General features: G+C 70.9%; 9 protein-coding genes. 5 read left to right on the top strand and 4 right to left on the bottom strand.

Annotated elements, in window-relative coordinates; genetic code table 11:
* The first annotated feature begins 56 nt into the window (after positions 1 to 56).
* Positions 57 to 3,404, top strand: a complete 3,348-nt coding sequence (locus tag VMS22_15115) for a carboxyl transferase domain-containing protein (GenBank protein ID HXJ35361.1) — start codon at positions 57 to 59, stop codon at positions 3,402 to 3,404.
* A gap of 137 nt (positions 3,405 to 3,541) precedes the next feature.
* On the opposite strand, the gene VMS22_15110 is transcribed toward VMS22_15115, so the two are convergent.
* On the bottom strand, positions 3,542 to 5,662 hold the full coding sequence (locus VMS22_15110; protein HXJ35360.1) for a bifunctional aldolase/short-chain dehydrogenase: 2,121 nt from the start codon (positions 5,660 to 5,662) through the stop codon (positions 3,542 to 3,544).
* 68 nt (positions 5,663 to 5,730) lie between these two features.
* Between VMS22_15110 and VMS22_15105 the strand changes: the two genes are divergently transcribed.
* A complete protein-coding gene (locus VMS22_15105; protein HXJ35359.1) occupies positions 5,731 to 6,132 on the top strand; it encodes a nuclear transport factor 2 family protein in 402 nt (133 codons plus the stop codon).
* A 9-nt stretch (positions 6,133 to 6,141) separates the two neighbouring features.
* Here the strand turns inward: VMS22_15105 and VMS22_15100 are convergent, their stop codons facing one another.
* From VMS22_15100 to VMS22_15090, 3 genes are read right to left on the bottom strand one after another with little or no spacing between them, the layout of a single operon-like run.
* Entirely contained in the window at positions 6,142 to 6,717 is a 576-nt protein-coding gene (locus tag VMS22_15100; protein ID HXJ35358.1) for a hypothetical protein, read from the bottom strand.
* Between the two features lie 7 nt (positions 6,718 to 6,724).
* Entirely contained in the window at positions 6,725 to 8,107 is a 1,383-nt protein-coding gene (locus VMS22_15095; protein HXJ35357.1) for a sodium:proton antiporter, read from the bottom strand.
* A gap of 22 nt (positions 8,108 to 8,129) precedes the next feature.
* Positions 8,130 to 9,131, bottom strand: a complete 1,002-nt coding sequence (locus VMS22_15090) for an SGNH/GDSL hydrolase family protein (GenBank protein HXJ35356.1) — start codon at positions 9,129 to 9,131, stop codon at positions 8,130 to 8,132.
* A gap of 134 nt (positions 9,132 to 9,265) precedes the next feature.
* On the opposite strand from VMS22_15090, the gene VMS22_15085 reads away from it, so the two are divergent.
* Genes VMS22_15085 through VMS22_15075 form a run of 3 tightly spaced genes read left to right on the top strand, consistent with a single transcriptional unit; the run spans position 9,266 to position 13,197 of the window.
* Complete coding sequence (locus VMS22_15085; GenBank protein HXJ35355.1) at positions 9,266 to 10,492, top strand: acyl-CoA dehydrogenase family protein; 1,227 nt, start codon at positions 9,266 to 9,268, stop codon at positions 10,490 to 10,492.
* Positions 10,493 to 10,504: 12 nt separating this feature from the next.
* Positions 10,505 to 11,599 carry an acyl-CoA dehydrogenase family protein gene (locus tag VMS22_15080; protein ID HXJ35354.1) on the top strand — a complete coding sequence of 365 codons (1,095 nt, stop codon included), beginning with the start codon at positions 10,505 to 10,507 and terminating at the stop codon, positions 11,597 to 11,599.
* The gene (locus VMS22_15075) at positions 11,596 to 13,197 is read left to right on the top strand and encodes a DUF3089 domain-containing protein (protein ID HXJ35353.1); all 1,602 of its coding nucleotides are present in this window, start codon (positions 11,596 to 11,598) and stop codon (positions 13,195 to 13,197) included. The genes VMS22_15080 and VMS22_15075 overlap by 4 nt, the downstream gene beginning before the upstream one ends.
* The last annotated feature ends 4 nt before the right edge of the window (positions 13,198 to 13,201 follow it).

Genomic DNA, 13,201 nt, shown 5'->3' with positions numbered 1-13,201 from the left:
ATCGCCCCTCGCCGGCGCTCGTGCGCGCGCCCCGGTTCGGGGTATGAGCCTCGGCGATGCGGATCACCCGCCTGCTCGTGGCCAACCGCGGCGAGATCGCGATTCGCATCGCCCGCTCGGCGGCCGAGCTCGGCATCGCCACGGTCGGCGTCTACTCCGAGGACGACGAGGCGTGCCTGCACGTGCGCCGCATGGACGCGGTGCACGCCCTCCGCGGCCACGGCCCGCGCGCCTACCTCGACGTCGAGCAGCTCCTCTGGGTCGCGCGCCAGGCGTCCTGCGACGCCGTGCACCCCGGCTACGGCTTCCTCGCCGAGCGCGCGACGTTCGCGCGCAGCGTCGCCGACGCCGGCCTCGTCTTCGTCGGGCCGCGCCCCGAGACGCTGGAGCTGCTCGGCGACAAGGCGGCAGCGCGGGCGCTCGCCGAGCGCGTCGGGGTTCCGGTGCTCGCGGGAACCGGGCGCGCGACGAGCCTCGACGACGCGCGCGTGTTCCTCGCTGCCCGCGGCTCGGGCGGTGCCGTCATGGTGAAGGCGGTGGCGGGCGGCGGCGGGCGCGGCATGCGCGTCGTGCGGAGCGCCGTCGAGCTCGACGCTGCGTGGGCGCGCTGCCGCTCGGAGGCCGAAGCCGCGTTCGGCAACGGCGACCTCTACGTCGAGGAGCTCCTGCCGCGCGCCCGGCACGTCGAGGTGCAGATCGTCGGCGACGGCACCGGCGCGGTCGTGCAGCTGGGCGAGCGCGACTGCAGCCTCCAGCGCCGCCACCAGAAGCTGGTCGAGATTGCGCCCGCGCCGGGCCTCGCGACCGACGTGCGCGCGCGTCTCGCCGACGCCGCGGTCCGGCTCGCGTCGGCGGCGAGGTACGCCGGCGTCGGCACGTTCGAGTTCCTGGTCGACGCCGCGCATCCGAGCCGCTTCGTCTTCATCGAGGCGAACCCGCGCCTGCAGGTCGAGCACACGGTGACCGAGCTGGTGACGGGGACGGACCTGGTCGCGATCCAGCTCGGGCTCGCGGCGGGGCGCTCGCTCGCGGACCTCGGGCTCGTGCAGGAGGGCGTCGGAGCGCCCCGCGGCGTCGCGATCCAGGCGCGCGTCAACATGGAGACGCTCGCCGCCGACGGCACCGTGCGGCCGTCGGCGGGCGCGCTCGGCGTCTTCGAGGTGCCGACGGGACCCGGGGTGCGGGTCGACACGTGCGGCTACGCCGGCTACCGGCCGAGCCCGAGCTTCGATTCGCTGCTGGCGAAGGTCATCGTCGCGGCGCCCGGCTTCGAGGGCGCCGTCGCCAAGGCGTCACGCGCGCTCGCCGAGTTCCGCGTCGAGGGCGTCGCGACGAACCTGCAGTTCCTCCGGTACCTCCTCCGCGATCCGGCCCTCGCGACGTACGACGTGGACACGCGCTTCGTCGACGACCACCTTGCCACGCTCGTCCCGCCGGACGAGCCGTCGCCGAAGCCCGCGGCGGGCCTCGCGGGCGCCAAGGTCGACGCGCGCGATCCCCTCGCCGTCCTCGTGCACGGCAAGACCGCGAGCGCCGCGTCGCCGGCAGCCGCCGGTGCACCGGTCACGGCGCCCGACGGCGGCATCGTGGTGCGCGCGCCGATGCAGGGGACGATCGTCGCGATCGACGTCGCCGTGGGCGACGCCGTGCCCGCCGGCGCGCAGCTCCTCGTGATGGAAGCCATGAAGATGGAGCACGTCGTGACCGCGCCCGCGAGCGGGGTCGTGCGCGCGCTGCACGCGGGCGCCGGCGACACCGTCTACGAGGGCCATCCACTCGTCGTCCTCGAGGAGGCCGAGGTCGGCGTGTCGGCCACCGGCGAAGCGGCGAAAGTCGATCTCGACCGCATTCGTCCCGACCTGGCCGAGGTCGACGCGCGACACGCGAAGACGCTCGACGCCGCGCGCCCCGAGGCCGTCGCGCGGCGCCGCGCGACCGGACAGCGCACGGCGCGCGAGAACGTCGACGACCTCTGCGATCCGGGCAGCTTCGTCGAATACGGCTCGCTCGTGATCGCGGCGCAGCGGCGGCGCCGGCCGGTCGAGGAGCTGATCGATCGCACGCCCGCCGACGGGCTCGTCGCGGGCATCGGGCGTGTGAACGGGTCCCTCTTCGACGACACCCGCTCGCGCTGCGTCGTGATGTCGTACGACTACAGCGTCCTCGCCGGCACGCAGGGCCTGCAGAACCACCGCAAGAAGGACCGCCTGTTCGAGCTCGCCGCGCAGTGGCGCCTGCCGGTCGTCTTCTGCACCGAGGGCGGCGGCGGCCGGCCCGGCGACACCGACGGCGCCGGCGTCGCCGGGCTCGACTGCTGGGCCTTCAACTACTGGGGGCGGCTCTCGGGCCTCGTGCCGCTGGTCGGCGTCAACTCGGGGCGTTGCTTCGCGGGCAATGCGGCGCTGCTCGGCTGCTGCGACGTCGTCATCGCCACCGCGAACTCGTCGATCGGCATGGGTGGCCCCGCCATGATCGAGGGCGGCGGGCTCGGCGTCTTCCACCCCGACGAGGTCGGACCGATGCACGTGCAGGTGCCGAACGGCGTGGTCGACGTGGCGGTCGCCGACGAGGCCGAGGCCGTGCGCGCGGCGAAGCAGTACCTCTCCTACTTCCAGGGCCCGCTCGCCGAGTGGACGTGCGCCGATCAGCGCGAGCTGCGCGGCATCGTGCCGGAGAACCGCCTGCGCATCTACGACGTGCGCAAGGTCGTGCGGACGCTCGCCGACGCCGGCAGCGTGCTCGAGCTCCGCCGCCACTTCGGCCTCGGCATGGTCACGGCGCTCGCGCGCGTCGAGGGCCGTCCGCTCGGCATCATCGCGAACGACCCGAGTCATCTCGCGGGCGCGATCGACCGCGACGGCGCGGACAAGGCGGCGCGCTTCATGCAGCTCTGCGACGCGTTCGATCTCCCGATCCTGCTCCTGTGCGACACGCCGGGCATGATGGTCGGGCCCGAGGCGGAGAAGACGGCGCTCGTGCGTCACGTGAGCCGGCTCTTCGTCACCGGTGCGAGCCTCACGGTGCCGTTCTTCACGATCGTGCTGCGCAAGGGCTACGGCCTCGGCGCGCAGGCGATGGCGGGCGGCAGCTTCCACGCGCCGCTCTTCACGGTCGCGTGGCCGACGGGCGAGTTCGGCGGCATGGGCCTCGAGGGCGCCGTGAAGCTCGGCTATCGCAAGGAGCTCGCCGCGATCGAGGATCCGGCCGCGCGCACCAAGCTCTTCGAGGAGATGGTCGCGCGCATGTACGAGCACGGCAAGGCCGTCAGCTACGCGACCTACTTCGAGATCGACGACGTGATCGATCCCGCCGACTCGCGGCGCTGGATCACGACCGCGCTGCGCTCGGTCCCGCCGCCGCGACCGCGACGGCGCAAGAAGCGCCCCTGCATCGACACCTGGTAGGAACCGACCCAAGACTCCGTCTTGGGTCGGGGGCGAGAGTGTGGCGTTCGTGACACGCGCGACCGGCATGGCGCGGCCAGCGAAGCTGGCGCGCCAGACGAGGTACGGACGCTAACCCGAGCCGCGGCTCGGGTCGGCTATCGAGGGAACGCTTCGAGCACGCCGCCGTCGACTGGGATCGTCGCGCCAGTCGTCGGCGTCTGGTTCGAGGCGAGGAACACGACCGCGTTGCCGACGTGCTCGGGCAGGATGAGGGTCTTCAAGAGATTCCGCTGGCGGTAGAAGTCCTGCAGCTCGCCCGGATCGAGACCGCGTGACTTCGCGCGCGCCGGTCCCACCTCCTGCCACAGGCCCGAGGGCCGCGACGCGTCGCCGAACACGGCGTCGGCGTTGATCATGTTGACGCGGATGCCCGCGCCGGCGAGCTCGAGCGCGGCGACCTTGCCGAGCTGGTGGGCGCCGGCCTTGGACGCGCTGTACGTCCCGAAGTCGGCGCCGGGCGCGAACACGTTCTTCGACGAGTTCACGATCACGTGCCCGCCCGTCCCCTGCCGGCGCAGGAGCTGGGCGCCCTCGCGCAGGCACAGGAAGTAGCCGACGAGATTCACGTCGATCACGCGGCGGAAGGCGCCCGGATCGGTCGCCTCGATCTTACTCACGTGCGCGACACCGGCGTTCAAGACCACGATGTCGACGCCGCCGTACAGCCGCGCCGCCTGCGCGAAGCCCGCTGCGACCGACGCCTCGCTGGTCACGTCCATGACGACCGCGGCCGCGAGCCCCTTGCCCTTGGGGTCGAGCTCCTTCACGGCGGCGTCGAGCTTCGTCTGGTCGAGATCCGAGAGCACCACGTGCGCGCCCGCCGCGACGAGCTGCTTGCAGATGCCGAAGCCGATCGCGCCGACGGCGCCGGTGACGAGCGCCACCTGTCCCGCCAGCACGGGATCCTTCGCCTTGCCGAGCTTCGCCTGCTCGAGGACCCAGTACTCCATGTCGAAGAGATCACCGTCGGAGAGGGCGGTGTAGCGGCCGACGTCGTTCGCGAGCGCCTTGGCGACGATCGTGTGGTCGGCGATGTCGGCGGCGATGCGGGCGTCGGCCTTGGTACGACCGACGGAGAAGATGCCGATGCCCGGGACGAGGATCACGCGGGGCGTCGCATCGAGCTTCGTCACCTTCGTGCGCGCGCGACCTTTCTGCGCGTCGAAATAGGCCCCGTAGGCGGCGCGATAGGTCGTGACGGCCTCGGCGACGCGCTCGCGCAAGCGGTCGTCCTCGCCCAGCGGGAGGTCGCGCAGATAGAGGTGCGGGCCCTTGGTGCGGATCACGTGGTCCGGCGTGAGCGGGCCGCGGATCGACAGCTCCGCGGCGTCCTCGCGCGCGAGCGTGCAGAGCGTGCCTTCGGTCACGCGATACTCGAGCACCCAGCGGCGCCACGGCTGATCGCCGTTCCCCGTCGGCTCCGCGAGCGCGGCGCGCAGGATGGGGGCGAGGCGCGCCGCCGCGCCCTCGGCCTTCGCGAGGTCGACGCCGACGGGGACGGTCACGTGCGACGCGTCCTTGCGGCGCTTGCCGACGAACTTCTCGGCCCGGTCGACGCCGGCGATCATGCGCTCGTAGGCGGTGCGCGCGTCGTCCGCGAACGTGAAGAGGCCGTGGTTCAGCAGGACGAGCCCTTCGACCTTCGAGTTCTTCTCGAACACCTCGGCCGCGAGCTTCGCGAGCGCGAAGCCCGGCATGATGTACGGCACCACCGCCCAGCCGGCACCGAACGCCTCGCGCGCGAGCGCCTCGTTCTCGGCCGCCGGCTGGTTCGTCACCACGAGCGCGATGTCGGCGTGCGTGTGATCGATGAACTTGTGCGGGAGGAAGGCGTGCAGCAGCGTCTCGACCGACGGATTCGGGGCGCCGGCGTCGAAGAGGTGCGTGCGGAGCTGGTTCACCATCTCCTCGTCGGAGAGCTCCGCGAGCGCGCGCAGGCGGCGCAGGTGCCCGAGGTCGACGCCGGGGAGCCCCGGCGGCTCGATGGCGTCGAGGTCCCAGCCGCTGCCCTTGACGAAAAGCGCCTCGGTCTGGTCGCCGACGAGCGTCCTCACCGTCCCCTTGAGCGACGTGTTGCCGCCCCCGTGCATCACGAGATCGGGGTCGCGGCCGATCAGGCGCGAGGTGTAGACTCGCAGCGCCATCTCCTCGCCCCACCTGGGGGCGAGGCGATCCACGTACTCGGCGGCTTCCTTGTCGGACCAACGGCTGTCCATCGGGCCGACACTAGGCGGCGGGGCTCCAGGTTTTCAAGCCGCCGCGGCGTGCGCTAGGGTCGCGCCCCATGAGCCAGCTCACCGTGCAGGACCGTCTCGACATCCAGGAGCTGATGGCCGTCTACAGCCGCGCGATCGATTTCGGTCGCTGGGAAGAGCTCCCCGACCTCTTCACCGACGACTGCACCCTCGACTTCGGCAAGGTCATGGGCACGCACCAGGGCAAAGACGCCGTGCGCGCCTTCGCGAACATGTTGAAGGGCGCCGGCCTCACGATGCGCCACTACGTCACCAACTGCATCATCACCGGCGGCGGGGATCGAGCCGAAGCGACGACCTACGTGCTCGCCTTCACGGGCCAGAAGGGCAGCCTCACGCCGACGACCGGACGCTACGAGGATCGGCTGCGCAAACAGGGCGGTCGCTGGCTCCTGCAGGAGCGGCGCGGGATCATCGAGCTGGGCGCGTAGCGACGCCGCTCAGGTGGCAGTGTTCAGGTGGACGCTCGCGAGCTCGACGCACTCGATCTCCTGGAGCTTCCGCCGCACCTCGAGGACCCCGTCGACGCCGCCCGTGACGCGCCCGTGGGCGCGGTAGGTGTACTCGTGCCCCGGCATGTAGAGATCGATCCCCTTCTCCTCGGGATGCTGCTCGGCGCTCTCGTCCAGGTCCGCGATGACCACGCCCGCCGGCGGCGACCCGATCGCCGCGCGCACCTGCTTCGCGACGTCGCGTGAGAACGTTTCGACCTCGAAGCCGAAGTGCGCACCCGCCAGGCGATGATGCTCCGCGAGCTTCAGGTGCGCGGCGACGCCGCCGCGCTCGAGCGCCTCGACGAACGCGGTCGCGAGTCCTTCCACGACGAGCACGATCTGGTGGCGCCCGCCGGTCAGGAGCTCGACGACGCGCTTGCCCAGCGACTCGGGCTCGACCCCGACGTCCTCGGCGAGCCGCACGCTCGTCGCCGGGACCCCGCGGTCGCCGATGAAGCCGGAGACGAATCCTCGCGTCGCCTTCTCGCCGCCGTCGACCACGATCGCATGCCAGTCGCTCATCTGTGCCTCACTCGAAGAAGACCCACGTGACGACGAGGAACGTCGTCACCAGGAAGGGCAGGCTGTACCGGAAGATGTAGCCGAAGAACGAGGGCATGGGCACCCCGGCTTCCTCGGCGATCGACTTCACCATGAAGTTGGGCGCGTTGCCGATGTACGTGTTCGCCCCCATGAACACCGAGCCGCTCGACACCGCGGCGAGGAACAGCGGATGCTCCTGGATGAGCCGCGCGACCGCCTCGCTCTCGGGGACGCCCGGGAAGAGCCGCCCGAGGGCCGTCGAGAGGAACGCGAGGTAGGTGGGCGCGTTGTCGAGGAACGACGACAGGATGCCGCTCGCCCAGAAGAAGTGGGCGGGTTCGCGCACCGCGCGGACCACGAAGGCCATCCCGCCCTCCTCGCCCACGCGCAGCATCGCCATGGCCGGGATGATCGTCACGAAGATGCCGGCGAACAGGATCGCCACCTCGCGGATCGGCCCCCAGGAGAAGTCGTTGGCGGCGCGAACCGTCTGCGGTGTCGCGAGCCATGAGAGGCCGAGCATCGCGACCAGGACGCCGTCGCGCAGGAGATTCCCGGTCGTCTGGTGCACGCCGAGGATCGCGATCTCGTTGCCCTGCCACAGGCCGGACGCGACCACCGCGCCGATCACGCCGGCGAGAAAGACGAGGTTCGTCGCACCTTCCATGCGAATGGGCTCGGCCGCAGCCGCCGACGGTGCGCGGATCTCCTCGGGCTCGCGGCTCCAGTAGTAGAGCTCGTGCGCCATGTAGGTGGCGAGCACGAGCGCGGCGGTGAAGAGAACTCCCTTCCAGAGGCCGAGCGTCCAGAAGAAGGGCACGCCGTGCAGGAACCCTAGGAAGAGCGGCGGATCGCCGAGCGGCGTCAGCCCACCGCCGATGTTGGCGACCAGGAAGATGAAGAAGACGACCGTGTGCGAGCGATGGTGGCGCGCACGATTCGCCTTGAGAAGCGGCCGGATCATGATCATGGCCGCGCCCGTCGTCCCGACCAGCGAGGCGATCGCCGTCCCGATCAGCATGAGGACGGCGTTCGTCGACGGCGTGCCGCGCAGCGAACCCGCGACATGGATACCGCCGCCAATCGTGAACAGCGCCGAGATGAGGATCAGGAACGGGACGTAGTCGACGATCGCGACGTGGAGCAGCTCGTGCACCGCGTTGCCGCCGAAGCGCAGCACGAATGGGAGCGCGAAGAGGAGCGCCCATCCCGCCGACACCTTCGGGAAGTGATGGTGCCAGAAGTGCGGCGCGAGCAGCGGGAAGAGCGCGATCGACAGGAGGATTCCCGCGAACGGCAGAGCGCTCCAGACGGGCAGGAGGGATCCCAGGTCGGCGACCGGCGCACCATGCACGATGGGCGACGGCAATAGTGACTCGGAGGGCGCTGCGTCAACTACCTTGGCCGGAATTTCCGAGCCCGGGCACGACCCGCCCGAGAAACTCCGCCAGGCGCTCGGCCATGATCGCGTGCGCGGCCGCCGTCGGGTGGGGATCGAGCAGCCCCAGCTTCAGCTGCACGCGGTTCCGGCCGTCGAACCAGTGGTACGTCGACTCGACCGGGACGTGGTGCTCGCGGCCGAAGCGCTCGAGCGCGGCGACCGTGGCGCGCTCGGCCGGGCCGTCGTCGACGTCGCAGACGACGATCGCGAACGCGATCCGCCGGGCGTCGGCGATCGCCTGCATGCGCTCCAGGGCGGCGCGGCTCGCCATCCAGCCGCGATCGGCCTCGGAGAAGGGGTCCTTCGCCAGCTCCCGCGGACGCGGCTGCCGCGCGGGCGGGGGAACGAGCCAGCGGTAGGCGCCCACGGCGAGCTCGCCCACGCGGCTGTTCGTCACGAGCATCGTCACGAGCCGCTGCTGCGACGTCTTGCGCTCGGCCTCCGTCCACGGCGTCACCACCTCGTTGTCGTTCACGACGTAGACCAGCAGCAGCACGTCGGGATCGAACGCGAGGCCCTCGCGCTCCACGAATGCGAGCTCGTGCACGGTGTTCCAGCCGCCGACCGCCGCCGTGATCACCTCGACCGGCGCCCCGCGCCGCTCCGTCAGAAGTCGCTCGAGCCCCTTCGTGAACATCTCGTCTTGCTCGACGCCCCAGCCGAGGGTGATGGAGTCGCCGAGCGCCAGCACGCGCAGCGTCCCTGCGGGCTTCGCGCGCGCGAACGTCCGATCCCGGAGCCCGATGTCGTTCGTCCGCCAGCGCACCCCGTCGATCTCGCCGCGGAACCCGGCGAGATGCATCGGATACGGCGCTCCCGTGTAGGTGAGGATCTCGAGGTATTTCGCGAGCTCGACGAAGATCTTCGGGCGGCGCGGCGCGAGCCGCAGCGCGCCCTCGGCGACGAAAAGCACCAGCGCGACCATCCCGAGGACGCGACCGATCCTGCGCATGCGCGCGGGAGGAGAGCGCGCGGCGCCGTGCGGCGTCAAGCCATGGCGGTAATGCTTGAGGCGCCCCGTGCATGCCTGGTAAGCATTTCGGCTGGTCGTGCGTGCCACGGCCGCTGCGCAAAGGAGCCGTTAAGGTGAATCTCAGCTTCAGCCCCGAATACGAGACGTTCCGCGAAGAGGTCCGCAGGTTCCTGCGCGAGCACTGGACGGACGAGGACAAGGCCGCGGCGCCGGCGCCCGAGCCGAACACCGTCGCGGCGTCGATGGGCGCTACGGTGCGCACCGACGAGCGCGCCACGCGCTTTCGCGAGAAGGCGATCGCGCGCGGCTACCTCTACCGCCACATCCCGAAGCGCTACGGCGGCAGCGAGCAGCCCGCCGACCCACTCAAGGCCACGATCGTCGCCGAGGAGTTCCGCCGCCACGACGCCCCGTTCGAGATCATGGGTCAGGGTCCGTCGATGCTGGCGCCGACCCTCATCGACAAGGGCACGGAGGAGCAGAAGCAGAAGTTCGTGCGCGACACCCTGCTCGGCAAGATCAAGTGGTGTCAGGGCTACAGCGAGCCGGGCGCGGGCAGCGACCTCGCCTCGCTGCGCACCAAGGGCGAGCTCGAAGGCGACCACTGGGTCGTGAACGGCCAGAAGATCTGGACATCCAACGCGGCCGAGGCCGACTGGATGTTCGCGCTCGTCCGCACCGAGCCCGAGGCGCCCAAGCACGACGGCATCACGTACATGCTGATCGACATGAAGACGCCGGGCATCGAGGTGCGGCCGCTGCGGCAGATGACCGGCGAGGCCGACTTCAACGAGGTCTTCTTCGAGAACGTGCGTGTGCCGAAGGATTCGATCGTCGGCGAGCGGGGCCAGGGCTGGTACGTGTCGCGCTCGACGCTGAAGCACGAGCGCGCGCTCATCGGCAACGCGACGTTCGCACGCCGCACCTTCGACGGCGTCGTCATGATGGCGCAGGCGGTCGAGATCCGCGGCCGCCGCGCGATGGACGACCCGGTCTTCCGGGGCCGGCTGGTCGAGCTCGAGGCGCGCCTGCTCGCGGCCGAGTACAACGGCCATCGCCTGCTCACCGCGGGCGCGCGCGGCCTCGATCCGGGGCTCGCCGGAATGGTGCCGAAGCTGCACTCGACGACGCTCGCGTACGACATCGCGAAGCTCGCCATGGATCTCATGAGCGATCGCGGCTGCCTCGCCCCCGGCGAGCCGAACGCGCCGGCCATGGGCATGTTCGGCACCGCCTACATGTGGTACTTCGGCATGGCCCTCGGCGGCGGTGCCCCGAACATTCAGCGCAACGTGATCGCCGAGCGCGGCCTCGGCATGCCGCGCGACCAGCGGAAGTAGGGACATCGTCACATGGACTTCGGACTTTCCGAGGAGCAGACCCTCCTCCAGGACTCGATTCGTCGTTACCTCGAGGGCGAGTGCCCGACGACGCGCGTGCGCGCCATCATGGAGAGCGCGACCGGCCACGATCCGACGCTGTGGCGTGGGCTCGCCGAGATGGGCATTCCCGGCCTCGTCGTCCCGCCGGCCTACGGCGGGTCGGGCATGGAGCTGCTCGACGCCGCGCTCGCGGCCGAGGTGCTCGGCTGGTGCTGTACGCCCGGACCGTTCCTCGGCTCGGCGATGGCGACGATCGCCCTCGTCGAGAGCGCCTCGACCGAGGCGTGCCGGCGCTGGCTGCCGGGCATCGCGTCGGGTGACGCGCTGGTCACGTTCGCGCTCGGCGAGGGCCTCGGCGAGTGGGACGCGGCGCGGCTCACCTCGAAGGTGGTCGACGGGAAGCTCACGGGCGAGAAGCCGCTCGTGCCGTATGGCGAGGTCGCCGACGCCATCGTGGTGGCGTCGCAGGATGCCGACGGACCGGGGCTGTGGGTCGTCGAGCGGGGCGCGCCGGGCCTCTCGTCGACGCCGCTGCGGGTCTTCGACATGACCCGGCGCGTGAGCATGATCGGGTTCCACGAGACGCCGGCCGCGAAGATCGCGTCAGGTCGTCATGCGATCGACCGCGCACGCGACGCCGGCCTCGTCCTCGTCGCCGCCGACGCGTTCGGCGGCGCCGCGCGCTGCGTCGACATGACCGTCAAGTACTCGCTCACGCGCGAGCAGTTCGGGCAGCCGATCGGCGCCTTCCAGGGCGTGAAGCACCAGCTCGCCGACCTCGCGTGCGACCTCGAGCCGTCGCGCTCGCTGTGGTGGTACGCGGCACACGCCTTCGACCACATCACCGACAAGAGCGAGCGGCACGCGGCGATCGCCAAGGCGCACCTGACGGACCTCTACGACCGCGTGACGCGCTACGCGATCGAGCTCCATGGCGGCATCGGCTTCACGTGGGAGTTCGACCTGCACCTGTGGTGGCGCCGCGCCGTCTTCGATCGCGCGTTCCTCGGCGAGGCGGCGTATCATCGCGAGCGGGCGGCCGTGCTCGCGGGATGGAGCGGATGATGCGGGCGCTCGCGCTCGCCGTCGTCTTGTTCGCCGGCACGAGCGCCCTGCTCGCCGCCACGACCGACGAGCTGCTCCAGGGCAAGGCGATCGTCCTGAAGGACGGGAAGAGCCCCAAGCAGCGCGCTGCGACGATCCGCTCGGAAGATACCGCGCTGACGCTCGGCCGCGGCAACGACAGCCCGGACGATCCCACCCAGCAGGGCGGCAGCCTGCGCATCGTTTCGGTCATGGGCGACGTCTTCGACCAGACGTACCCGCTGCCGAAGGACGGCTGGCACTATCTCGGCAAGGCCGGCCAGAACAAAGGATACCGCTTCAAGCTCGGCTCCGCGGCGCCGGTGAAATCCGTGGTCGTGAAGGCCGGGAAGCTCGTCCAGGTGGTCGCCAAGGGATCGAAGCTCGGGCACTCGCTCGCCAGCGATCCGAACCCCGTGCAGGTGATCCTCGCGCTCGGCGAGCAGCAGCTGTGCCTCGGCTTCGGCGGCACCGCGTCGTTCAAGGCGGGCAAGAAGTTCACCGCGGGCGACTCGCCCGCCCCGATCTCCTGTCCCCTTCCCTACGCGGACGACTCGATGTGGCTCTGCCGGCCCGACAAGGCGGCGAACCTCTGCCTGGTGGATCTCGACGCGACGTCGGTGCATCCCGATCTCTCGACCACCGTCGAAGCGCACGTGGGAGCCGCCGATCAGCCGTACGACTGCTTCTACATCTATCCGACGGTCGACCTCTCCCCGACGCCCGGCAACCACGTCGACTTCAGCGACACGTCGCTCGAGCTGGATCCCCTGCTCACGCAAGCGGCGCGCCTGAACGACTCGTGCCGCATCTTCGCGCCGCTCTACCGGCAGGTGACGTTCGGCACGTTCGGCTCGCCCGATGCCGTGAAGTTCGCCGCCATCGCCTACGCCGACGCCGAGGCGGCCTTCCGCCGTTACCTCGCCAAGGACAATGGCGGTCGCAACGTCGTTCTCCTGGGCCACTCGCAGGGGACGTTCGTGATGACGCAGATCATGCAGAACCTGGTCGACGCGTCGCCGGAGCTGCGCTCGCGCCTGATCGTCGCGCTGCTGATCGGCGGCAGTGTGACGGTGCCGGACGGCCAGGTGGTCGGCGGCTCGTTCCAGAACCTCCCCCTGTGCACGAGCGACGCGCAGACGGGCTGCGTGATCGCGTACCGGTCGTACGCGGAGGGCTTCCCGCCGGCGAACGGCTCGAACACCGTCGGGCCCGCAGGCATGGACACCGCGTGCACGAATCCCGCGGCGCTCGGCGGCGGCGAGGGACGCTTTGCGAAGACGTACTTCCCGAACGTCCTCCATCAGCCGATCTTCCAGGTCGCGCCTCCGCCGCCGTTCCCCACGCCCTTCACGCTCTTCGAGGACTTCTACGCTGGCGAGTGCGTGAAGGACGCCGCGGGGCGGAGCTACCTCGAGATCCGCGTGCGACCCGACCCGGGCGACATGCGCACCGATCCGATCTCGTACACGCACCCGGCGCTCTCGCCGTCGCTCCTGGGCACCCACATCCTGGACTACAGCTGGGCGCTCGGCGATTTGATCCGGCTCGTCCAGACCAAAGCCGCCGCGATGCCCTAGGCCG

This window comes from Candidatus Eisenbacteria bacterium (assembly GCA_035577985.1).
Taxonomy (GTDB): Bacteria; Desulfobacterota; Binatia; order DP-6; family DP-6; genus DATJZY01.
This window is presented reverse-complemented; position numbering and strand designations above follow the sequence as displayed.

What these genes read in the sequence shown, in the direction of transcription:
- VMS22_15115 (HXJ35361.1), top strand. Translation starts at nt 57, where the DNA reads ATGCGGATCACCCGCCTGCTCGTGGCCAACCGCGGCGAGATCGCGATT.
- VMS22_15110 (HXJ35360.1), bottom strand. Translation starts at nt 5,662, where the DNA reads ATGGACAGCCGTTGGTCCGACAAGGAAGCCGCCGAGTACGTGGATCGC.
- VMS22_15105 (HXJ35359.1), top strand. Translation starts at nt 5,731, where the DNA reads ATGAGCCAGCTCACCGTGCAGGACCGTCTCGACATCCAGGAGCTGATG.
- VMS22_15100 (HXJ35358.1), bottom strand. Translation starts at nt 6,717, where the DNA reads ATGAGCGACTGGCATGCGATCGTGGTCGACGGCGGCGAGAAGGCGACG.
- VMS22_15090 (HXJ35356.1), bottom strand. Translation starts at nt 9,131, where the DNA reads ATGCGCAGGATCGGTCGCGTCCTCGGGATGGTCGCGCTGGTGCTTTTC.
- VMS22_15080 (HXJ35354.1), top strand. Translation starts at nt 10,505, where the DNA reads ATGGACTTCGGACTTTCCGAGGAGCAGACCCTCCTCCAGGACTCGATT.
- VMS22_15075 (HXJ35353.1), top strand. Translation starts at nt 11,596, where the DNA reads ATGATGCGGGCGCTCGCGCTCGCCGTCGTCTTGTTCGCCGGCACGAGC.